This window comes from Paenibacillus terricola (assembly GCF_014779765.1).
Taxonomy (GTDB): Bacteria; Bacillota; Bacilli; order Paenibacillales; family Paenibacillaceae; genus Paenibacillus_T; species Paenibacillus_T terricola.
The window spans coordinates 349691-370915 of sequence record NZ_JACXZA010000005.1 but is presented as its reverse complement, the minus strand read 5'-3'; the positions used below and the strand labels follow the sequence as shown (position 1 = coordinate 370915).

Annotated in this window: 17 protein-coding genes; 15 read left to right on the top strand and 2 right to left on the bottom strand. The window is 55.1% G+C overall.

Annotated elements, in window-relative coordinates; genetic code table 11:
• Positions 1-309: 309 nt before the first annotated feature.
• From H8B09_RS20525 to fumC, 15 genes are all read left to right on the top strand, one after another.
• Positions 310-2970 carry a 3-hydroxyacyl-CoA dehydrogenase/enoyl-CoA hydratase family protein gene (locus H8B09_RS20525; protein WP_191205430.1) on the top strand — a complete coding sequence of 887 codons (2661 nt, stop codon included), beginning with the start codon at positions 310-312 and terminating at the stop codon, positions 2968-2970.
• Positions 2971-3067: 97 nt separating this feature from the next.
• On the top strand, positions 3068-4285 hold the full coding sequence (locus H8B09_RS20520; protein WP_191205429.1) for an acetyl-CoA C-acyltransferase: 1218 nt from the start codon (positions 3068-3070) through the stop codon (positions 4283-4285).
• A gap of 20 nt (positions 4286-4305) precedes the next feature.
• Entirely contained in the window at positions 4306-6087 is a 1782-nt protein-coding gene (locus H8B09_RS20515) for an acyl-CoA dehydrogenase FadE (protein ID WP_191205428.1), read from the top strand.
• A gap of 48 nt (positions 6088-6135) precedes the next feature.
• Complete coding sequence (locus H8B09_RS20510; protein ID WP_191205427.1) at positions 6136-7842, top strand: long-chain-fatty-acid--CoA ligase; 1707 nt, start codon at positions 6136-6138, stop codon at positions 7840-7842.
• Between the two features lie 39 nt (positions 7843-7881).
• Positions 7882-8298, top strand: a complete 417-nt coding sequence (locus tag H8B09_RS20505; protein WP_191205426.1) for a PaaI family thioesterase — start codon at positions 7882-7884, stop codon at positions 8296-8298.
• Positions 8299-8382: 84 nt separating this feature from the next.
• Positions 8383-8592 carry a hypothetical protein gene (locus H8B09_RS20500; protein ID WP_191205425.1) on the top strand — a complete coding sequence of 70 codons (210 nt, stop codon included), beginning with the start codon at positions 8383-8385 and terminating at the stop codon, positions 8590-8592.
• A gap of 242 nt (positions 8593-8834) precedes the next feature.
• Positions 8835-9023 carry a hypothetical protein gene (locus H8B09_RS20495; protein ID WP_006038752.1) on the top strand — a complete coding sequence of 63 codons (189 nt, stop codon included), beginning with the start codon at positions 8835-8837 and terminating at the stop codon, positions 9021-9023.
• Between the two features lie 257 nt (positions 9024-9280).
• Positions 9281-10291: a methionine ABC transporter ATP-binding protein gene (locus tag H8B09_RS20490; RefSeq protein ID WP_191205674.1), complete on the top strand. Its 1011-nt coding sequence runs from the start codon at positions 9281-9283 to the stop codon at positions 10289-10291.
• The gene (locus H8B09_RS20485; RefSeq protein ID WP_191205424.1) at positions 10288-10947 is read left to right on the top strand and encodes a methionine ABC transporter permease; all 660 of its coding nucleotides are present in this window, start codon (positions 10288-10290) and stop codon (positions 10945-10947) included. The genes H8B09_RS20490 and H8B09_RS20485 overlap by 4 nt, the downstream gene beginning before the upstream one ends.
• A gap of 32 nt (positions 10948-10979) precedes the next feature.
• Positions 10980-11834: a MetQ/NlpA family ABC transporter substrate-binding protein gene (locus tag H8B09_RS20480; protein WP_191205423.1), complete on the top strand. Its 855-nt coding sequence runs from the start codon at positions 10980-10982 to the stop codon at positions 11832-11834.
• Between the two features lie 378 nt (positions 11835-12212).
• Positions 12213-13187 carry a family 43 glycosylhydrolase gene (locus H8B09_RS20475; RefSeq protein ID WP_318152670.1) on the top strand — a complete coding sequence of 325 codons (975 nt, stop codon included), beginning with the start codon at positions 12213-12215 and terminating at the stop codon, positions 13185-13187.
• A 496-nt stretch (positions 13188-13683) separates the two neighbouring features.
• On the top strand, positions 13684-14643 hold the full coding sequence (locus tag H8B09_RS20470; RefSeq protein WP_318152669.1) for a family 43 glycosylhydrolase: 960 nt from the start codon (positions 13684-13686) through the stop codon (positions 14641-14643).
• Between the two features lie 196 nt (positions 14644-14839).
• Positions 14840-15592, top strand: a complete 753-nt coding sequence (gene map, locus H8B09_RS20465) for a type I methionyl aminopeptidase (protein WP_224753855.1) — start codon at positions 14840-14842, stop codon at positions 15590-15592.
• Positions 15593-15800: 208 nt separating this feature from the next.
• Positions 15801-16472 carry a bifunctional 2-keto-4-hydroxyglutarate aldolase/2-keto-3-deoxy-6-phosphogluconate aldolase gene (locus H8B09_RS20460; protein ID WP_191205421.1) on the top strand — a complete coding sequence of 224 codons (672 nt, stop codon included), beginning with the start codon at positions 15801-15803 and terminating at the stop codon, positions 16470-16472.
• 161 nt (positions 16473-16633) lie between these two features.
• A complete protein-coding gene (gene fumC / locus H8B09_RS20455) occupies positions 16634-18010 on the top strand; it encodes a class II fumarate hydratase (RefSeq protein ID WP_191205420.1) in 1377 nt (458 codons plus the stop codon).
• 37 nt (positions 18011-18047) lie between these two features.
• Here the strand turns inward: fumC and pflA are convergent, their stop codons facing one another.
• Together pflA and pflB are read right to left on the bottom strand one after the other, a co-directional pair.
• Positions 18048-18854, bottom strand: a complete 807-nt coding sequence (pflA, locus tag H8B09_RS20450) for a pyruvate formate-lyase-activating protein (RefSeq protein WP_191205419.1) — start codon at positions 18852-18854, stop codon at positions 18048-18050.
• 97 nt (positions 18855-18951) lie between these two features.
• Positions 18952-21222 carry a formate C-acetyltransferase gene (pflB, locus tag H8B09_RS20445; protein WP_191205418.1) on the bottom strand — a complete coding sequence of 757 codons (2271 nt, stop codon included), beginning with the start codon at positions 21220-21222 and terminating at the stop codon, positions 18952-18954.
• Positions 21223-21225 lie beyond the last annotated feature (3 nt).

The window sequence follows — 21225 nt, the reverse complement described above, 5'->3', positions numbered from 1 at the left end:
GTGCGTCCTTGTGAGGAGTCCAGAGGTCACACGACCTTTGGGGCCCTCCCTTGCAGGGAGGGTTTGGGTGGGTAGAAAAAAATGAAAGAGGTCCAAGGGTAAGCCCTTGGAATCCTCTGTTGGTAGAAATCAATGGGTTTCAAGGGGTGCAGCCCCTATCATCAAGGGGTCGCGAGGGGCAGAGCCCCTACCACTAGCGGGGTTCCAAGGGGCGCAGCCCCTAAGTCAATTCAGGGGTCGCAGGGGCAACGCCCCTGCAATCCTCCCTAGCAGGGAGGACACAGGAGGGTAGAAAAAGGAGGGGCCTACGTGAGACATTCCGATCGACCGATTCGCCGTGCGGCGGTAATCGGCTCCGGCGTGATGGGAGCGGCGATTGCCGGCCATCTCGCGAATGCGGGGATGCGTGTCACGCTGCTTGATATCGCACCGCGCGCATTGACGCCAGAGGAGGAGAAGGCGGGACTGACGCTCGAGCGTCCCGAGGTGAGGCGGCGGCTTGCAACGGCGGCTATCGCGAAGCTGAAAACATCCAAGCCGGCAGCGCTTTATGATTCAGCATTCGTGAATCGCATCAGTCCGGCCTGCTTAGAGGACGATGCTGGCGTTCTCGCCGACGCCGAGTGGATTGTCGAGGCCGTCACCGAGCGGAAAGACATTAAACGCAATGTACTCGACATCATCGAACGGAACCGAGGCACTGGCTCGTTGGTCAGCACGAATACGTCGGGACTGTCGGTAACTGCACTGGCGGAGGGGAGAAGCAGCGACTTCCGGCAGCATTTTATGGCGACGCATTTCTTCAACCCGCCGCGGTACATGAAGCTGGTCGAGATCGTTCCGACGCCGGATACGGACGTCTCCGCGCTGCTCCGTCTGACCGAGGTGTGCGAGCGCCAGCTCGGCAAGGGAGTCGTTGTGGCAAAGGATACGCCAAATTTCATTGCGAACCGGATCGGCACGTACGGCATGATGGTCACGCTGGAAGAACAAGAGCGGTTCGGCCTGACGGTGGAGGAAGTAGACGCATTGACGGGACCCGCGATCGGCCGGCCGAAGACAGCAACGTTCCGCATGCTCGATCTCGTCGGACTCGATACGCTGCTTCATGTGGTCGACAACGTGCGGGAGCGGAGCAGCGACCCTGAGGATGCGAGCGTATTCGTAAGGCCGGCTGTATTAGAGCGACTGGTGGCAGAGGGACGTCTCGGCGAAAAAAGCGGCGGCGGCTTCTACCGCAAGCAGCGCTCGGCTTCCGGCCGCAGCGAGATTGAAGCTCTATCGCTGCAAACGCATGAATACGCGCCTTCAGCGAAAGTATCATCGCCGATTATCGACGCATCCAAGGCAGCCAAAGGAGCAGGCGCCAAGGCGCAAGCGCTGTTGGCCGGCGTGTGGAAGGCGCCTATACTGCCAGCCCAGCACACATCTAGCCAATCAGCACCCCCGTCCGTTGACCCGCAGGCGTCAACTGCACCGAATACTGGCGCCCAGCAACATCAGCAGCAGCCGAACAACGAGACCGTATCCTTAACGGGAATCGCAGAGCCGGCAGCAGCCCCAACACCATCACAAGCGGATGTTGTCCCTGCGGCTGCAACGCCTAATCCGGCACCTTCGCCTACGGCACTGCCGAAGGATGTTCGCTACGCGTTGTTCGCATGGTACTCGCTGAAAAGGACGCTGCTATATGCAGCTCGCCAGGTTGGTATTATCGCCGACAACATCGTTGATATCGACCGCGCGATGGAGTGGGGATTCAATTGGGAGCTTGGCCCGTTTGCCTTGTGGGATGCGCTCGGGGTTGAACGGACGGTCAATCGTATGAAAGCCGAAGGCGACGAAATTCCGACGTGGGTAGAAGATTGGCTTACTTTGGGCAAGCGGACCTTCTATCAGCAAGAGGGACTCAATCGTTTCTACGTGTCGGACGGACGTTATCGCGAGCTGCAGGAGCCGCCGGACACGATCTCGCTCGCAGCGCTCAAATCTTCCGGCCGCACGATATTCAGCAACTCAGGCGCCAGCCTTATCGACCTGGGCGAAGACGTCGCATGCTTGGAATTCCATTCGCAGAACAATGCGATCGGAGCGGACATTCTGAGCGCTGTACGCCGCTCGGCGGAGGAGGTCGGTCGCAACTGGCGCGGGCTTGTGCTGGCGAACGAGGGACGGAATTTCTGCGTAGGCGCCAACCTGATGCTGCTGCTCATGGAGGCGCAGAGCGGGGAATGGGATGAAGTCGAGGAGATCATCCGTACGTTCCAAGACAGCATGCTCCGTCTGAAGAGGCTCGATCGGCCCGTCGTCGCAGCGCCGCATCGGATGACGCTTGGCGGCGGAGTTGAAGCTTGTCTGCCTGCGGATCAGATTATTTTCTCGCCGGAGACGTATTTCGGACTTGTCGAGACAGGCGTTGGTCTTATCCCAGCGGGCGGGGGCTGTAAGGAAGCAGCCATTCTAGCTGCATCTCGTGCTACGACAGGGCATGCGGGCTCCTTGCATGAGCAGCTGGTGCCGCTGTTCGAGACGATTGCGATGGCTAAGACGACGACGAGCGGTTACGAAGCTGCCTCACTTGGGTTTAAACGACCGCAGGATACGGTCATCGCCAGGCAGGACGCCCGTATCGCTGAGGCCAAGCGAGCGGTGCTCGCGCTCGATCAAGCGGGCTACTCAGCGCCAGATCCGAACGTCCGCATACCGATCGCAGGCCGAGAAGGCAAGGCCATTCTGCTGCTCGCGGTCGATTCAATGAAGCGAGGCGGGTACATCAGCGCGCACGATGCGCGAATCGCCACGAAGCTTGCCCATGTAATCGCGGGAGGTGACGCAGCGCCTGGCGCAGAGGTGAGCGAGCAGTATTTGCTCGACCTTGAATGTGAGGCTTTTCTAGCACTGCTCGGCGAACCGCTGACACAGCAGCGGATGCGTTACATGCTCGAAACCGGCAAACCGCTTCGCAATTGACCAGTTGACTATCCCAATGAGTGCGTGTTCAAAAAGTTAAGCGGACTTTTTGAACTACCTCTATGACTTATAAATCATCGCGTAAGGAGATGAGCGCATGCCAATCGATCGGGAACGCGAACCCGTCATTGTGTCGGCCGTCCGCACCGCGGTCGGCAAAGCGAAGAGAGGCGCCCTCGCGCAGACGCGTGCCGAGGACCTGGGCCGAGCGGTGCTGCGGGCAGCCATTGAGCGAGTGCCCGGATTGACGGCGGCCGATGTAGAGGATGTCATCATCGGCTGCGCGATGCCGGAGGGAGAGCAGGGGCTCAACTTTGCCCGGATCATGTCCCTATACGCGGGATTTCCGAACACGGTGCCCGCGCTTACCGTCAATCGTTTCTGTGCCTCCGGGTTGCAGGCGATCGCATTCGCAGCCGAGCGGATTCAATTGGGCGATGCCGATGTAATCATCGCCGGCGGCGTTGAGAGCATGAGCCATGTGCCGATGACCGGCTTCCGGCTTTCGCCGCATCCCTCCATTGTCGACTCGATGCCTGAAGCCTACATGGGCATGGGGCACACCGCGGAGGAGGTTGCGCGGCGGTACGATGTGAGCCGACAAGCGCAGGATCAATTCGCGGCGGCAAGCCACGCCAAGGCGGCTGCAGCAATTGCAGCCGGCCGCTTCCGGGATGAGATCGTGCCGATTGAAGCGGTCATCGGCAGTGTAGACGTCTCCGGAAGGCCGCGCGAGAAGCGGCTTATTTTTGACACCGATGAAGGGGTCAGACCCGATACGACAGCGGAACGTCTCAGCAAGCTCAAGCCATCCTTCGCCCGCGACGGTACGGTAACGGCAGGCAACGCTTCGCAGATGAGCGACGGTGCAGCAGCGGTAGTCGTCATGAGCAGAGGTCGGGCCGAGGAGCTGGGCATACAGCCGATAGCGTCTTACCGCTCTTATGCAGTTGCCGGCGTGGCGCCGGAGATCATGGGCATCGGGCCGATCGAAGCGATTCCGAAGGCGCTTAGGCGCGCGGGCATAACGCAGCAGCAGGTTGATCTATACGAGCTGAACGAGGCGTTCGCCGCTCAGTGCGTCCCGATTATTCGAGATCTCGGAATCCCTGAACATACAGTCAACGTGAACGGCGGCGCCATCGCGCTTGGTCATCCGCTTGGCTGCACCGGTGCGAAGCTGACGGTATCGCTGCTGCATGAGCTGAAGCGACGCGGCGCCCGATATGGCGTTGTTTCCATGTGCGTTGGCGGCGGCATGGGTGCGGCAGGTGTGTTCGAAGCGGAGTACCCGTCCGTATCGAGCAACCAATAACGAGAGGAGTGGAGCGGCTTATGGCAGCAGACAAAGCGCCAAGCGGCGGCCGTTTTGTCATAGACGATACGGATCCGGCGGAAGTGGTAACCCCAGAAGATTTGACGGATGAGCAGCGGATGATGGCAGATGCGGCACGGGCATTCGTGCAGGGTGAAGTGAAGCCAAGAGATGAACAGCTTGAGAAGCTGGACTATAAGCTGACCGTAGAACTTATGCGCAAAGCGGGCGAGCTCGGATTGCTTGGTGCGGATGTGCCAGAGGCGTACGGGGGACTTGGTCTCGACAAAGTAAGCACGACGCTGCTTTCGGAGACGATGGCGGAAGCCTCTTCGTTCGCGCTGTCCGTCGGTGCGCATGTCGGCATCGGGACGCTGCCGATCGTGTTCTTCGGCACGCCGGAGCAGAAGGCGGCCTACTTGCCAGACTTGGCGGCCGGCGCGCGAATCGCGTCCTACTGTCTGACCGAGCCGGGCTCGGGCTCTGATGCGCTTGGCGCGCGGACGATTGCGAGGCTGACGCCGGACGGCACGCATTATTTGCTTAACGGCTCCAAGCTGTACATTACGAATGCCGCGTTCGCGGACGTCTTCATCGTATATGCGAAGGTGGATGGCGATCACTTCACAGCCTTTATTGTCGAACGGGGAACGCCTGGATTTACGGTTGGTCCAGAGGAGAAGAAGATGGGCATCAAAGGTTCTTCGACCTGCCCGCTGTTCTTCGAGGATGCACCGGTTCCCGTCAGTAACGTACTGGGCGAGGTCGGCAAAGGCCATCTGATCGCCTTCAACATTCTTAACATCGGCCGATTCAAATTAGGCGCAGGATGCGTCGGCACAGCTAAGGAGGCCATTGCGCTCGCGGCGAACTATGCGGCTGGACGCAAGCAGTTCGGTCGTCCGATCGCTTCGTTCCCGCTCATTGGCGAGAAGCTGGCGGATATGAACATCGCTGCTTTCGTCACGGAGAGCATCGTCTACCGGACTGCCGGTCTGATTGATGAACGGCTTGCTACGGCTGATCCGAATGCGCCGGACGCAGGCGCGCAGGCGGCGAAGGCGATTGCCGAGTACGCGCTGGAATGCTCGATCGTTAAGGTATTCGCGACGGAAGCGCTGGATCTTATTGCAGACGAAGGCGTGCAGATTCATGGCGGGTACGGCTACATCCAAGAGTACAAAATCGAACGGATATACCGCGATTCGCGCATCAACCGCATTTTTGAAGGAACGAATGAAATCAATCGGATGCTCATTCCCGGCACCTTGATGAAGAAAGCGCTGAAGGGCGATCTGCCGCTTCTGCGCAAAGCCCGCGCGCTTCAGGAGGAGTTGCTGCAGCCGATGCCGCTTCCTTCGTTCGAAGACACGCTCAGCCTGGAGTCGTACCGCCTTGCGCAGGCGAAGAAGACATTCCTCGCCGTTGGCGGGGCTGCCGTCCAGAAGCTTGGCCTTCGGCTTGAACAGGAGCAGGAGGTGCTTGTCGCGCTGGCGGATATCATGATCGGCATCTATGCGATGGAGAGTGCGCTGCTTCGTGTCCGCAAGCTTATCGCGAGCAGCGGCGAGGCGCGTGCGGAGAACGCCATCCAGATGACGACAGTTTTCGTCCAGAACACGATGGAGAAGATCGAAACGCTGGCGAAGAAGACGCTCGCCGCTCTGGAACAAGGGGATTCGCTGCAAGTGCAGCTGTCGGTGCTGAAGAAGCTGATGCGCGCCCCGGTCGTCGATACGATCGCCATCAAGCGTTCCATTGCCGCGAAGGTGAAGGAATCGGGTCGCTACGTCGTCGTGTGAGTGTGTTAAGGACTGCAGAGCCCATTCGGATCGGAAAGGGTGAGGACGATGGAACTAAGCAACCCGCGTCCATGGCTGCGTCATTATCCGAAGGAGGTAGCCGAATCTTACGACTACCCGAACAAGTCGATACCCGATCTGCTGTTGGATAGCGCGAGCAAGTACGGCGATCGGCCGGCGATTCATTTTCTAGGCAAAACGTTGACTTATTCAAAGCTGCTGGAGGACGTTCGCCGCATGGCGGACGCGCTCCGGCGACTCGGCGTTGCGAAGGGCGACCGCGTTGCGATTATGCTGCCTAACTGCCCGCAGGCGGTCATTGCGTATTATGGCGCGCTGCTGACCGGCGCTATTGTTGTGCAGACGAATCCGATTTATGTGGAGCGGGAGCTTCAGCATCAGCTGGCGGACAGCGGCGCATCGGTTCTGATAACCGTCGATCTGCTGTATCCGCGCGTTTCGCGCGTTCGCGGCGAGAAGCCTGAAGAAGGTCCCGTGCCGGCTTTGCAAAATGTTATCGTAACATCTATTAAAGATGGGCTTCCTTTTCCGAAAAATATACTATACCCAATCAAACAGCGCAGAGACGGCTTTCGCCCTGACATTCCGTACGGCAAGCTTGGCATACATTCCTACTCGCGCCTGATGGCGGAGGCGAAGCCAGACCCGACGATCCATTCTGTCATTGATCCAGCGAGCGATTTGGCGCAGCTGCAATATACAGGCGGCACAACGGGGGTTGCGAAAGGCGTCATGTTGACGCATCGCAATCTAGTCGCCAACATGGTGCAGGCGTCAGCCTGGTGCTACCGCGTTAGAGAGGGCAAGGAACGTTTTCTTGCTGCACTGCCGCTTTTTCATGTTTTTGGCCTGACGGTGCTGATGAATTTGTCGGTATATAAAGCCGGAGAGCTCATCCTGCTCCCGCGATTCGATATTGTGCAGGTGCTGGAGACGATACGCAGCAAGAAGGCAACGATATTCCCCGGCGCTCCTACGATGTATGTAGCGCTGATCAATCATCCGCAAGCCGCGAAGATGGATCTGTCTTCGATTGAGATTGCCATTAGCGGTTCCGCGCCGCTGCCGCTTGAAGTCCAGCAACGGTTCGAGGCCATTACAGGAGGACGGCTGATCGAAGGCTACGGCCTTACGGAGGCATCACCGGTGACGCATGTGAATCCGATCTGGGAACGCCGCAAGAACGGCACGATCGGACTTCCGCTGCCGGACACCGATTGCAGAATCGTTAATCCCGAGACGGGGGAGCCGGTAGCGATCGGAGAGGTTGGAGAGATCGTGGTTCACGGCCCCCAAGTGATGAAGGGGTATTGGAATCGGCCGGAGGAGACCGCCAAGGTGTTGAAGGACGGCTGGCTGCATACAGGCGACCTTGCAACGATGGATGACGAAGGCTATTTTGCAATTGTAGATCGCATTAAGGATGTCATTATTGCAGGCGGCTTTAATATATATCCTCGTGAGGTAGAAGAAGTTCTTTATGAGCATCCAGGCGTTCGCGAAGCTGCGATTATCGGCATCAAAGACGATTATCGCGGTGAGTCGGTGAAAGCGTACATTGTACCCAAGGACGGCGTCCAGCTAACCGCTGAGGAGCTGAACCGATGGTGCAGGGAGAGGCTCGCATCGTTCAAGGTGCCGCATGTGTACGAGTTTCGCGATGATCTGCCGAAGTCGATCATTGGCAAAGTGTTGAAGCGGAAGCTGCACGAGGAGCTTGAAGGTCAGTCGTAAACGATAGGAAGTTCAAAAAGCAAAGGGGAGGGTGCTGCTATGCCGCCGGAACCAGAGGATTGGGCACAGCTGGAGGCGAAGGCTCGATCGACTTTCTGGGGGACGCTCGGCTGTGAGGTCGAGTATGTAGAGGTAGAGAAAGCGGCGGTCCGTCTCGTATGCGCAGAGCGGCATCTGAACATGGGCGGGATCGTACATGGCGGCGTTCTCGCCTCGTTGCTCGATAATACGATGGGGCTGGCATTGATGCATACGTTTCCAGGCGAACTGCTTGTAACTGCGCAATTGAATATTCATTACTTAGCGCCATCCACTGGCGGTGAGCTGCGATGTACAGCGTCCATGGTTCATCGATCTAGGCGCACGGCGACGATGGAGGGACGTATTCATGGGCCGGAAGGCGAATTGCTCGCATGGGCAAGCGGCGCCTTCCGTGCGGTCAGCGCACCTGTTTAGTGCAGGGGGGGCTTGGTTGAAAGGAGCCTCTATTTTCGTTATACTTAACTTTATATGGAAAATCGGACGTGAGGGGGCATCTTGATGGTTGAAGGATGGGTGACGGCCCTTGTAGTCGTATTTGGCGTAGCAGTAGCTGTCGCAGGCGTTGTTGCCTATCTGCGGATGTTTAGGAAAAACGCGGATTCAACCGTTCATCCATCGGTGACGAGCGACAGCAATTCACGAATCACAGTGCCCTCTCAACAACTGGACTCGCAATTATTGTCGGAAGATGGAGATCAGAAATTGTAGTTAGGCACGAATTTTGTAAAAATTTATTAAAGGTTCTGAATAAATCAGACAATTCCCTTTTATAGCAATTGGCTAAGTGGTATAATAGTAAGAAAAGTTCAAATAATTTGCTTATTGTCCAACCTCTTGTCCATGGGAGCCGCTCCATTCCTTAGCAAAGTCTGGTGCGGATGCCGTGCCGCCTTCCGTAATCGTACCGTGAAGTTAAAGGATCGCCATCCAACGCTTAGGGGGGAGATTTCATGGCCAAACATAGCCAGAATGAAGTCAAGGAAAGCCTGAAAGAGCTCACGCGCATTTTCCAGCCGAAGGATCCTCGGAAATTTGTGAAGGACTACATTCGCAAATATCGGATCACGGGTGGCTACGAAGAAGAATTAACGATGCTAGTGGAAGACGAACTCGGCAAACTAAACTCCTCCGTCGGATAATCGGCAGATTGCAGCATACACATATAAGCCTTGCCCATATGGGCAAGGCTTTCTTATTGTTCAGACGTTGATTACTTCCAATATATCCCTCGTTGACAGTTGTCAAATCGCCACCCTATAATTAAATCCTACTAACTGAGTCGGGATTGTAATCTTTTTCCTTGGAAAAAGATTGAAGTTGTAAAGGCGACCGTTTCATTGTAATCGGCAAGGTTGGTTAGACTGTTAATAAACGTCACTTTACGGAGGTTTTCATTCTGATCGAACTTAAGTCAGTCAGCAAGACTTATCGCGTCGGTTCGATAACGACAGAAGCGATTCGCGGAATCGATCTTCATGTTCGGAAGGGCGAAATATTCGGCGTTATTGGTCATTCCGGCGCGGGTAAAAGCACGCTGCTCCGCTGCGTCAATCTGTTGGAGCGGCCAACGACGGGCAGCGTTATTGTAGGCGATACGGATTTGACCCGTCTGAGCGGGAGGCAGCTGCAGCAGCATCGGCGGCGCATCGGCATTATTTTTCAACATTTTAACCTGTTATCGACAGCTACTGTACGGGACAATATAGCCTTTCCATTGAAGCTGGCTAAGACGCCGCGGGCCGAAATGAAAGCTCGTGTGGACGAGCTTATCGGATTGGTCGGGCTCGAAGGCCATGGCGACAAATATCCATCGCAGCTGTCGGGCGGACAGAAGCAGCGTGTCGGCATTGCGCGGGCGCTTGCGAATCGTCCGGAAGTATTGCTGTGCGACGAGGCGACTTCGGCGCTCGATCCTCAGACGACCGATTCCATTCTGTCGCTGCTGCTCGGCATCAATGAGAAGCTTGGACTTACCATCATGCTTATTACGCATGAGATGCACGTCATTCGTACGATCTGTGACCGGGTAGCCGTTATCGATGGCGGCGAGATCGTTGAGATGGGCGATGTGATCGACGTGTTCCTGCATCCCCGCAGCAATGTGGCCAAGGAATTCGTGGCCCAATCATCCGAAGCGTCCGGCGAGTCGCTGAGCAGTTTGGACAGCATGCGCAAAGGCAAGCTGTTGCGCATTCGATTCAAAGGCGAGTCGACGTTTGAGCCGGTATTGTTCGAAGCCGTTAAGGAGACGGGAGCGTCATTCTCGATTTTGCAGGGGACGGTCTCGCGTATGAAACACATTCCTTACGGCCAGTTGATCGTCGATGTTCGGGGAAGCGGCGAGGATGTCGAACGCATCGTGCGGCGTCTGCATGAAGAGGGCTTGGAAGCGGAGGTGCTCGCATGACGTTCGAGAATGTGCGTTGGGATGAGATATGGACGGAGACAGGCCATACGCTTCATATGCTGGGGCTGTCGCTTGTTTTCACCATTATTCTCGGTCTTATTCTTGGCATCATCCTGTTCCTTACCGGACGTGGTCAACTGCTGAGCCAGCCTGTTATATATTCGGTGCTGTCGATCATCGTCAACATCTTCCGATCGGTCCCGTTCATCATCCTGATGATTTCGATTATGCCGTTCACCAAATGGCTGACAGGGACATCGATCGGCGTTGAAGGCTCGATTCCGCCGCTTGTTGTTGCGGCTGCGCCGTTCTTCGCGAGGCTTGTTGAGACGTCGCTTCGCGAAGTCGATCGCGGCGTAATTGAAGCAGCGCAAGCGATGGGTGCTTCAAGCTGGGATATCGTGCGCAAAGTGCTGATCCCCGAAGCGCGGACAGGCTTGATCGCAGCGGTAACGATTACGGCGGTTACGCTTGTCTCGTTCACCGCGATGTCAGGCGTTATTGGCGGCGGCGGTCTTGGCGACTTGGCGCTGCGTTATGGCTATCAACGGTTCCAGCCCGATGTCATGTTCGTGACCGTCGTCCTGCTGGTCGTGCTTGTGCAGGTGCTGCAGTCGGTTGGCGATGCGTTAGTCCGCAAGTTCAGCAGAAAATAATGAACACCTAGAGAAAGTGGAGGGCTTACACCATGAAACAACAGAAGACTTGGAAGCAATGGGCCGTACTGGCGGTTGCGATGATGATGGTATTCACGCTTGCGGCGTGCGGTTCGAAGAAAGAGGAGACGAACAACGGCACGACGGGCGAAGGGACGGAGGCGCAAGAGGTTACGCTTAAGGTCGGCGCTACGCCGGTTCCCCACGCTGAGATTTTGAAAGAAATTCAACCGCTTCTGAAGGAGCAGGGCGTTAACCTGGAAATCGTTGAATTCAACGATTACATCCAGCCGAACGTTCAAGTGTATGAAAAGCAGCTGGATGCGAACTTCTTCCAACACACGCCATACTTGGAGCAGTTCAACAAAGATAAAGGCTACGACCTTGTTACCGTAACGGGCGTCCATCTGGAGCCGCTTGGCGCTTACTCCAAGAAGATCGCGAAGGTTGATGAGTTGAAGGATGGCGCGAAGATTGCGATTCCGAACGATGCAACCAACGGCGGACGCGCGCTGCTGCTGCTCGAGAAGAATGGTTTCCTGAAGCTGAAGGAAGGCGTTGGCGTCAACGCTACAGTCAGCGACATCGTCGACAATCCGAAGAAGCTCAGCATCAAAGAGCTGGAGGCAGCAATGCTTCCGCGCGTGTTGGATGAGGTCGATATGGCGATCATCAACACGAACTATGCGCTGGAGGCAAATCTTGTACCGACGAAGGATGCGCTGTTCCTTGAGAGCAAAGATTCCCCATATGTGAACATTCTCGTGTCCCGTCCAGACAACAAGGACAGCGAAGCGATGCAGAAGCTGGCGAAAGCGCTGAACAGCGATACGGTTAAGAAGTTCATCGAAGATAAATACAATGGTGCAGTTGTACCAGCATTCTAAAAACTAAAATCAGCGCGAAAGCCCTATCGACGATAACGACTCGATGGGGCTTTCGTTTTAGTTAACGAATTCATTTATGACTTTAGCATCCATAGTGAAGTTAATTGAAAAATGTAGTTGACTAGCAACATTCCATCGAGTAGATTATTTATAGTAAATATATTAATTACATAATAACATCATTAATTTATCCCTTTTAATACAGCTTATTGACGGATGCATGCCAGATAATAGTTAATGCAAATGTTTATAAGCTGTGTTTTTCAGGATAAATGAAAGCGTATTCATTAATAAGGGAGGTGAATGATGGGGTTTCTCTGATCAAGAAGCCAGTTGTAGCGCGCTGCTCAAACTATTTTAACAAGGAGAGTGTGAAGAATGATTATGTCAAAGGCTAAGATTAAGGGTAAATATTTCGTTACGCTCGTACTATCGGCGGTTCTCGCTTTTTCAACGATTTTTTCTGCATACGCTTCCACTTGGACGCTGACAGGCGATACGAATGTGCATGACCCGTCCTATATCGCCGAGAATGGTACAGGAACACGGTGGGTGTTCAGCACGGGCCAAGGCATTCAAGTGCTCTGGTCGGCGGATGGGCAGGCTTGGAATCGCGGTACCCAGATCTTCTCCAGCGAACCATCCTGGTGGGCTCAGGAGGTTCCGAACCATACGAAATTGGATGTATGGGCGCCAGACATTTATTACTATAACGGCAAGTACTATCTGTACTATTCGATTTCTTCGTTCGGTTCGCAGACTTCGGCGATCGGCCTCGTCACTTGTACGTCCATTACGAAGGGCGACTGGGTTGACCAGGGTTTGGTGCTGAAATCGACATCCTCGAATACGTATAACGCAATCGATCCTAACCTGTTTGCAGATAAGAACGGCAACCTGTACATGAGCTTCGGCTCGTGGTTTGCGGGAATCTATGTTACGGCAATCGATAAGAACACGATGAAACCGACAGGCAACTCGTACCGCGTCGCGACGAAGGACGGCGGCATTGAAGGCTCCAGCATCGTGTACAACAGCAGCACGGGCTATTATTATCTGTTCGTATCGATCGGCGCTTGCTGCCAAGGCGTTAATTCGACTTACCAGGTAGCGGTCGGACGTTCGACGAGCGTGTTCGGGCCGTACTACGATAAGAACGGCGTCGACATGAAGAATGGCGGCGCAACCGTCCTTGACAGCGGCAACAGCGCATGGAAGGGACCGGGCGGCCAAGACATTTACGGTACGAACGTCATAGCGCGCCATGCTTACAGCGTAGCAGAGAATGGGGCGCCTAAGCTGCTCATCAGCGACCTGCAGTGGGATTCAAGCGGTTGGCCGTATTATAACTAAAATAAGTACATGTCGATTAATAACGAGAAAAAAAGAGATTTCACTGGCGCTCTGCGCCAGTGAAATCTCTTTTTTCTACGCGCTGTTCCTCGAGAGGAAGGTCTCGCTGTAGGCTGAAGAATACGAAAGTCCTATAGGAAACAAAAGCGTTATAGGGCTTTCGCTCTTTGTTTTCGTATCCAATTATGACTTTGTATTCCATGGAATATTTTATTCAAAAATGTGGTTGACTAGCAACAGTCATTGGAGTAGATTATTTATAGTGAATACATTAATTATTTAATAACGTTGTTAATTCATGCCTTTAGATACAGCTTATTGACGGATGCATGCCATGGATAGTTAATGCATATGTTTATAGGCTGTGTTTTTTAGGATAAATGTAAGCGTATTCATTTTAACCGATGGAAGGGAGTGAATGACGGGGTTTCTCTGATCAAGAAGCCGAATGTAGCGCGCTGCTCAACTATTTGAAGAATAAGGAGAGTGTGAAGAAGTGTTAAAGTCAAAAGCTAAGTATTTCGTTACGCTCGTATTATCGGCAGTACTCGCTTTCTCAACGATTTTCTCTGCATACGCTTCCACGTGGGCAATGACCGGAGATACGTATGCGCATGACCCGTCGTATATTCAAGAAGGCAGCGGCACACGCTGGGTATTCAGCACGGGCCAAGGCATTCAGGTACACTGGTCCGCAGACGGCAAGGCGTGGAACCTTGGCATTCAAGTGTTCGCGAGCGAACCGGCTTGGTGGGCGCAGCAAGTTCCTAACCATGCGAAGTTGGATGTATGGGCGCCGGACATTTTCTACTACAACGGTAAGTATTATCTGTACTATTCGATTTCTTCGTTTGGTTCGCAGAACTCGGCGATCGGTCTCGTTACGGCTACGTCCATCACGAAGGGCGACTGGGTTGACCAAGGCATGGTGCTGAAGTCGACGACGTCTTCGTCGTACAACGCAATCGACCCGAATCTGTTCGCTGATAAGAACGGTAACTTGTACATGAGCTTTGGCTCGTGGTGGAACGGTATCTATGTCACAGCTATTGATAAGAGCACGATGAAGCCAACGGGCAACTCGTACCGTATTGCAACCAAGAGCGGCGGCATTGAGGGCTCCAGCGTTGTGTACAACAGCAGCACAGGCTACTACTACCTGTTCGTCTCGATCGGCACTTGCTGTCAAGGCGTTAACTCCACGTACAAAATCGCTGTTGGCCGCTCCACTAGCGTCACGGGCCCTTATCTTGATAAGAGCGGCGTGGATATGAAAAATGGCGGCGGTACAGTTATGGACAGCGGCAACGGCGCTTGGAAGGGGCCGGGAGGTCAGGACATCGCTGGTACGAATATCATTATCCGTCATGCATACAGCGTAGCGGAGAACGGGGCAGCCCACATGCTCATAAGCGACTTGCAGTGGGATTCGAGTGGTTGGCCGTATTATAGCTAGAACGAGTAAGTTATATAGGAATTAATGAATGGCTAAGAAGAGACTTCTCCGGAGCTTAACGCGCTGGAGAAGTCTCTTTGTGATAGGTAACCCAAGTTATTCGCCTTTAGACGAGCTCTTGAGAACGCAAGTTCTGAGTTTATTTCGATCCGAATAAACGTATTAAGGAACAATGACAGGAGTGGTGGTATATGTGATGGAAAGAAAAACAGAAGACGAGATTCGCCGTATCGCCAAGGCAGGGCGAATCGTAGCGGAATGCCATCGGGCCATCGCCACTCGCATTGCTCCCGGCGTGACAACACTCGAGATTGATCGATTCGTCGAGCGATTCATGCGTGAACGGGGAGCGACGCCAGCACAGAAAGGGTATCTCGGTTATCCGTTCGCGACCTGCGCCTCGGTCAATGATGTGGTCTGCCATGGGTTTCCGGACATGGATCCGCTGGAGGACGGCGATATCGTCACCATTGACATGGTTGCAGATGTGGACGGATGGAAGGCGGATTCGGCTTGGACCTATCCGATCGGCCGAACGACTCCTCGCGTTAAGAAGCTGCTGCGCGCAACGCGCAGCGCCCTCGATCGAGCCATCAAGCAGGCGGTTCCAGGCAAGAGGTTAGGGGACATCGGACATGCCGTGAAAGCAACGGCCGAAGATGCGGGCTTCTCTGTTGTGACCAGCTTCGTAGGGCATGGAATCGGGCGTAACATTCATGAATCGCCGCAGGTTGAGAATCAGGGGAAAGCCGGCAAAGGACTGCTGCTGAAGCAAGGAATGGTTATTACGATCGAGCCGATTCTGACGACCGGAACATCGGATGTATGGGTTGGACCAGATGGCTGGACAGCACGAACCCGGGATGGAGCGTTATCGGCTCAATTCGAGCACACGATCGCTATTACGGGGCGAGGGCCGATTGTATTAACGGAGTGGAAAGAAACTTAGGGGGCAACATCATAATGCGAATACAAGCGAGCTGTCCGGCAAGAGGCGGCTCGTTTTTTGCTATATCAGGGTGTTGACGATCGGGCACGGCAACTTTACTATAATGATATAGAAATAATAGCGTTTTCTATCCCGCAGCGAATAGCAGGTGTGGCGGCTGTCAGCATGCGTCCGCAAGGGAAATATGGAATGGTCAGGTGTATATACGATGAAAAAAATAACAACGTTGAGATTACTGGCTGAAGCGGGCGTTGTCGCTGTATTGCGTGCCGATTCCGCTGAAGAAGTCGTAGAGATGGCACGCCAAGCGATTCGCGGCGGCATTAAAGCGATTGAGATTACGATGACTGTACCTTTCGCTTTGCGCGCAATCGAGCAGCTGGCATCGGAATATTCCAGCACGGCAGATCCGCAATCGGATAATTTTGCGATTATTGGCGTTGGCACGGTGCTTGATCCAGAGACGGCTCGCGCGGCGATTCTGGCAGGCGCGGAGTACGTTGTAGCTCCTGCTTTCAATCCAGATACGATCAAGCTGTGCAACCGCTATAGCATTCCAGTGCTCCCAGGCGCAATGACGATTCATGAAATCCAGAGCGCTCTTGAGCTCGGTGTCGATATTGTAAAGCTGTTCCCAGGCAACCTGTTCTCGCCAAGCATTATCGGCGCTGTTAAGGGTCCGCTGCCGCAGGCGAATCTGATGCCGACAGGCGGCGTGTCGCTGGATAATCTGAAGGATTGGATCAAAGCTGGTGCAGTGGCAGTAGGGATTGGCTCCGATCTGACGAAGGAAGCATCCAAGACAGGCGATTTGACGTCGATCGCTCGCAAAGCGGCAGCGTATATGGAAGCTTACCGCAGCGCGAAAGCGCAGGCTTAAAATTAGTCGAAGGCCTCTATTGGCCGCGTGAAATTAGAACAGACCTTCCGTCGTTGGCTTAGCCGATCTGGCTGCCGAAACGATAGAAGGTCTGTTTTATGTTCTTCCTCATTAGGGTAGTATTGGGAGTGATGGACGAAATTGAGCGAGGAGGCGCTGCAATGGAATATCGGATTGAGAAGGATACGATGGGCGAAATTCGTGTGCCCGCGGATAAGCTGTGGGGGGCGCAAACTCAGCGCAGCCTTGAGAATTTTCGAATAGGCGGCGACCGCATGCCGATCGAAGTCGTTCGTGCGATGGCAATCGTGAAGAAAGCGGCGGCGGAAACGAACCAACAGCTCGGCGTATTAGATGCAGAGAAAGCATCTGCTATCGGCAGCGCGGTCGATGATATATTGAGCGGTCAATTGGATGATCAATTCCCGCTCGTCGTCTGGCAGACCGGCAGCGGGACCCAGACGAATATGAATGTAAACGAAGTGGTGGCGCATCGGGCGAACGATCGGCTGAAGCAGCAGGGGAGCGAGACGCGCATCCATCCGAACGATGATGTGAACCGGTCGCAGAGCTCGAACGACACGTTCCCGGCGGCGATGCATATCGCTGGGGTGACTGCCGTCGAGGAGCAACTGCTGCCTGCATTGGCGGAGCTGAGCGAGACGCTGGCTTCGAAGGCGGAGAAGTTCAGCAGCATTGTCAAAATCGGTCGTACACATCTGCAGGACGCAACGCCGCTAACGCTCGGTCAAGAGATGAGCGGCTGGCATGCGATGCTGCAGGAGACGGAGGCGATGCTGAAGTCGAGCTTGAACGCGATGCGCAGCCTTGCGCTTGGCGGTACGGCTGTCGGTACCGGCATCAATGCCCATCCGGGCTTTGCCGTACTTGTAGCGGAGAAGGCGAGTGCGCTGACGGGTCGATCGTTCATAACCGCGCCGAACAAGTTCCATTCGTTGACGAGCCATGATGCGATCGTTTTCTCGCATGGTGCGATCAAAGCGCTGGCGGCGAACTTGATGAAAATCGCCAACGACGTGAGATGGCTCGCAAGCGGACCCCGCAGCGGTATCGGCGAGCTGATTATTCCCGAGAACGAGCCGGGAAGCTCGATTATGCCGGGTAAGGTCAATCCGACGCAGTGCGAGGCGCTGACGATGGTCGCCTGCCAAGTCATGGGCAACGATGCTGCAATCGGCTTCGCGGCGAGCCAAGGCAACTTCGAGCTGAACGTGTTCAAGCCGGTCATTATTTACAACTACCTGCACTCGGTACGGCTGCTGTCCGATGCGATGCATTCCTTCAATGAGCATTGTGCGGTAGGTATTGAACCGAATGAAGCTACGATCACGCGCAACCTCGAGCAGTCACTTATGCTGGTGACCGCGCTTAACCCGCATATTGGTTATGAGAATGCAGCGAAGATCGCGAAGAAGGCACACAAGGAAGGCACAACGCTGCGCGAAGCGGCTATTGCGAGCGGTTTGCTGACAGGCGAGCAGTTCGATACGTATGTGCGGCCGGAGAAGATGGTTTGAATAAATGGAGTAAGTAGAAAAGGGCAGCCGCGTCCAATTAGGACGTCAGGCTGCCCTTGCTGTTCATAGTGACGGAACATCGAGACTGTTCGATGCCTAGCTCGATCAACTCGCGTGCACGAGCGACCTCCCGATCGCTTGGCGGTTGAACGCCCTCAAGCGGATAAGGGATGCCGAGGCTGTTCCATTTGTACACGCCCATGCGATGGTAGGGGAGAAGCTCGAGCTTCGCGACATTGGTTAAGCCCCCGATGAAGCGGCCAAGCTCGGTAAGATGCTCAGATTGATCCGTAACGCCGGGCACCAATACATGCCGCAGCCAGACCGGCTTGCCGATTCGGCTCAACTGCTCCGCCATCGCCAGCACGCGGACGTTCGACTGTGTTGTCAGCGCACGGTGCTGCTCGTTATTGATGTGCTTAATATCGAGTAGGACGAGATCCGTGACGCTCAGCAGAGGTTCCACATGCTTGAATTCGCAGAAGCCCGACGTATCAAGCGCGGTAGGGATGCCGAAGCGGCGCCTCACTTCTTCGAACAGAGCCGCGACGAAAGGAGCTTGCAGCGTCGGCTCGCCGCCAGTTACCGTTACACCGCCGCCGGAACGCCGATAGTAATCGACGTAAGGCTCAATCTCAGCCAATACTTCGTCGACCGTCATGGGACGCCCGCCGCCGCAATTCCACGTATCAGGGTTGTGACAGTAGGCGCAGCGGAGCGGGCAGCCCTGCATGAACAGGACGAAGCGGATGCCCGGACCATCAACGGTGCCGAAGGTGTCGAGCGAGTGGATACGTCCAATCGGACGGCTGTCAGACGAGTTGTTGGAATCTGTACGGCGCATGACGGCAGCCTCCTCATGAGGTCAAGATTGTCGCCAGATGCAAGCGGCCTGCTCGCACCCAGCGACATGCTTCAGAAGTGAAAGGTTTCACGTAGTATTACATGGCACCGTGGAACGTACGATTAAGCACTTCTAACTGCTGCTCTCGCGTCAGCTTGATGAAGTTGACGGCGTAGCCCGATACGCGGATCGTAAGCTGCGGATAGTTCTCCGGATGTTCCATTGCGTCAAGCAGATGCTCGCGGTCGAAGACGTTGACGTTCAAGTGGTGAGCCCCCTGCGTCATATAGCCGTCCAGCAGGGCGGTCAGGTTCGCGCCGCGCTGGTCAGCTTCGCGGCCAAGCGCCTTGCCGACGATCGAGAATGTGTTCGAGATGCCGTCGAGCGCATCGTCGTACGGCAGCTTCGCGACGCTGGCCAGGGAAGCAAGCGCGCCCTTGCGGTCGCGGCCGTGCATCGGATTCGCGCCTGGCGCGAAAGGCTCGCCGGCTTGGCGACCGTCCGGCGTCGAGCCGGTTTTTTTGCCATAAACGACGTTCGAAGTGATCGTAAGCACCGACAGGGTAGGGATGGCGTTCCGATAAGCTTGGTGCTTGCGCAGTTTGTTCATGAACGTATGCACCAGCTGTACCGCAATGCTGTCGACACGGTCGTCATTGTTGCCGTATTGCGGATATTCGCCTTCGATCTCGAAGTCGACGGCAATCCCTTGCTCATTACGAATCGGTTTCACTTTCGCATAACGAATCGCGCTTAGACTGTCGGCTGCGACTGACAGCCCGGCAATCCCGCATGCCATCGTGCGCACAATCTCTGCATCATGCAGGGCAAACTCCAGCCGCTCATAGCAGTATTTGTCGTGCATGTAGTGGATGACGTTCAGCGTGTTCATGTACAGGCCAGCCAGCCATTCCATCGTTGCATCGAACTTCTGGAGCACCTCGTCATAGTCGAGGACATCGCCCTTGATCGGATCAGCAGCAGGTGCGACTTGAATGCCAAGCTTCTCATCAATACCGCCGTTGATTGCGTACAGCAGCGTCTTCGCCAGGTTAGCCCGAGCTCCGAAGAATTGCATTTGTTTGCCGATTCGCATAGCAGATACGCAGCAGGCGATACCATAATCGTCCCCGTAATGAGGGCGCATCAGGTCGTCGTTCTCGTATTGAATCGAGCTCGTCTCGATCGATACTTTGGCGCAATAGCGCTTGAAGCCATCCGGCAGTCGATCCGACCAGAGCACCGTCAAGTTCGGCTCAGGCGCAGTGCCAAGCGTGTAGAGCGTGTGCAGGATGCGGAAGCTGTTCTTCGTCACAAGCGCGCGTCCGTCCTCGGTCATGCCGCCAATCGATTCCGTCACCCAAGTCGGGTCGCCGCTGAACAGCTCGTTGTAATCCGGCGTTCGCAGAAACTTCACGATGCGCAGCTTCATGACCAGATGGTCCATCAGCTCCTGCGCCTGCTTCTCCGTCAGACGTCCTTCCCGCAAGTCCCGCTCGAAATACACATCAAGGAAAGTCGAGATACGTCCGATGCTCATCGCTGCGCCGTTCTGTTCCTTAATGGCCCCGAGGTAGGCAAAATACAGCCACTGCACCGCCTCGCGCGCCGTTCGTGCAGGTTCCGAAATATCATAACCGTACGCCGCCGCCATTACCTTCAGCTCGCCAAGTGCGCGGATTTGCTCGGACAGCTCCTCGCGGCTTCGAATCATATCCTCGGTTAACGCGGATGACTCTCGTTCCTTCAGTTCACGTTTCTTCTGCGCGATCAATTGATCGACGCCGTAGAGCGCAACGCGGCGATAGTCGCCGATAATGCGGCCGCGGCCGTAAGCGTCCGGCAGGCCTGTGATGATGCCTGCTTTGCGCGCGGTCCGCATCTCCGTCGTATAGGCATCGAAAACCCCTTGATTATGCGTCTTCCGAATGGAAGTGAACAGCCGTACGATTTCCTCTGGAATCGTGAAGCCATAAGCCTCGCACGCATCCTGTACCATTTTGATGCCGCCGAACGGTTGGACGGAGCGCCGGAATGGCGCGTCCGTCTGCAAGCCAACGATTTGCTCCAAACATTTGTCCAGATAGCCAGGCGCATGAGAGGTAATCGTGGAAGGGGTGTGCGTATCGACATCAAGCACGCCGCCGCGAATCCGCTCCTTGCGGGTTAGATCCTGTACGATTGACCATAGCTGCGTCGTCGCTTCCGTCGGCGATTCGAGGAAGCTGTCATCGCCGGTATAAGTGGCTGCGTTGCGCAGGATGAAGTCTCGCACATTGATTTCGGTCATCCATGATCCGGGAGCGAATCCCCGCCATGCATCATCCGGTGTCTTGCCGCCTGGTAAGTGCTTCTCTACAACTGCCATAGT

Coding starts and splice junctions, on each gene's coding strand:
- H8B09_RS20520 (WP_191205429.1), top strand. CDS start 3,068: ATGCCAATCGATCGGGAACGCGAACCCGTCATTGTGTCGGCCGTCCGC.
- H8B09_RS20515 (WP_191205428.1), top strand. CDS start 4,306: ATGGCAGCAGACAAAGCGCCAAGCGGCGGCCGTTTTGTCATAGACGAT.
- H8B09_RS20510 (WP_191205427.1), top strand. CDS start 6,136: ATGGAACTAAGCAACCCGCGTCCATGGCTGCGTCATTATCCGAAGGAG.
- H8B09_RS20505 (WP_191205426.1), top strand. CDS start 7,882: ATGCCGCCGGAACCAGAGGATTGGGCACAGCTGGAGGCGAAGGCTCGA.
- H8B09_RS20500 (WP_191205425.1), top strand. CDS start 8,383: ATGGTTGAAGGATGGGTGACGGCCCTTGTAGTCGTATTTGGCGTAGCA.
- H8B09_RS20495 (WP_006038752.1), top strand. CDS start 8,835: ATGGCCAAACATAGCCAGAATGAAGTCAAGGAAAGCCTGAAAGAGCTC.
- H8B09_RS20485 (WP_191205424.1), top strand. CDS start 10,288: ATGACGTTCGAGAATGTGCGTTGGGATGAGATATGGACGGAGACAGGC.
- H8B09_RS20480 (WP_191205423.1), top strand. CDS start 10,980: ATGAAACAACAGAAGACTTGGAAGCAATGGGCCGTACTGGCGGTTGCG.
- H8B09_RS20475 (WP_318152670.1), top strand. CDS start 12,213: ATGATTATGTCAAAGGCTAAGATTAAGGGTAAATATTTCGTTACGCTC.
- map (WP_224753855.1), top strand. CDS start 14,840: ATGGAAAGAAAAACAGAAGACGAGATTCGCCGTATCGCCAAGGCAGGG.
- H8B09_RS20460 (WP_191205421.1), top strand. CDS start 15,801: ATGAAAAAAATAACAACGTTGAGATTACTGGCTGAAGCGGGCGTTGTC.
- fumC (WP_191205420.1), top strand. CDS start 16,634: ATGGAATATCGGATTGAGAAGGATACGATGGGCGAAATTCGTGTGCCC.
- pflA (WP_191205419.1), bottom strand. CDS start 18,854: ATGCGCCGTACAGATTCCAACAACTCGTCTGACAGCCGTCCGATTGGA.
- pflB (WP_191205418.1), bottom strand. CDS start 21,222: ATGGCAGTTGTAGAGAAGCACTTACCAGGCGGCAAGACACCGGATGAT.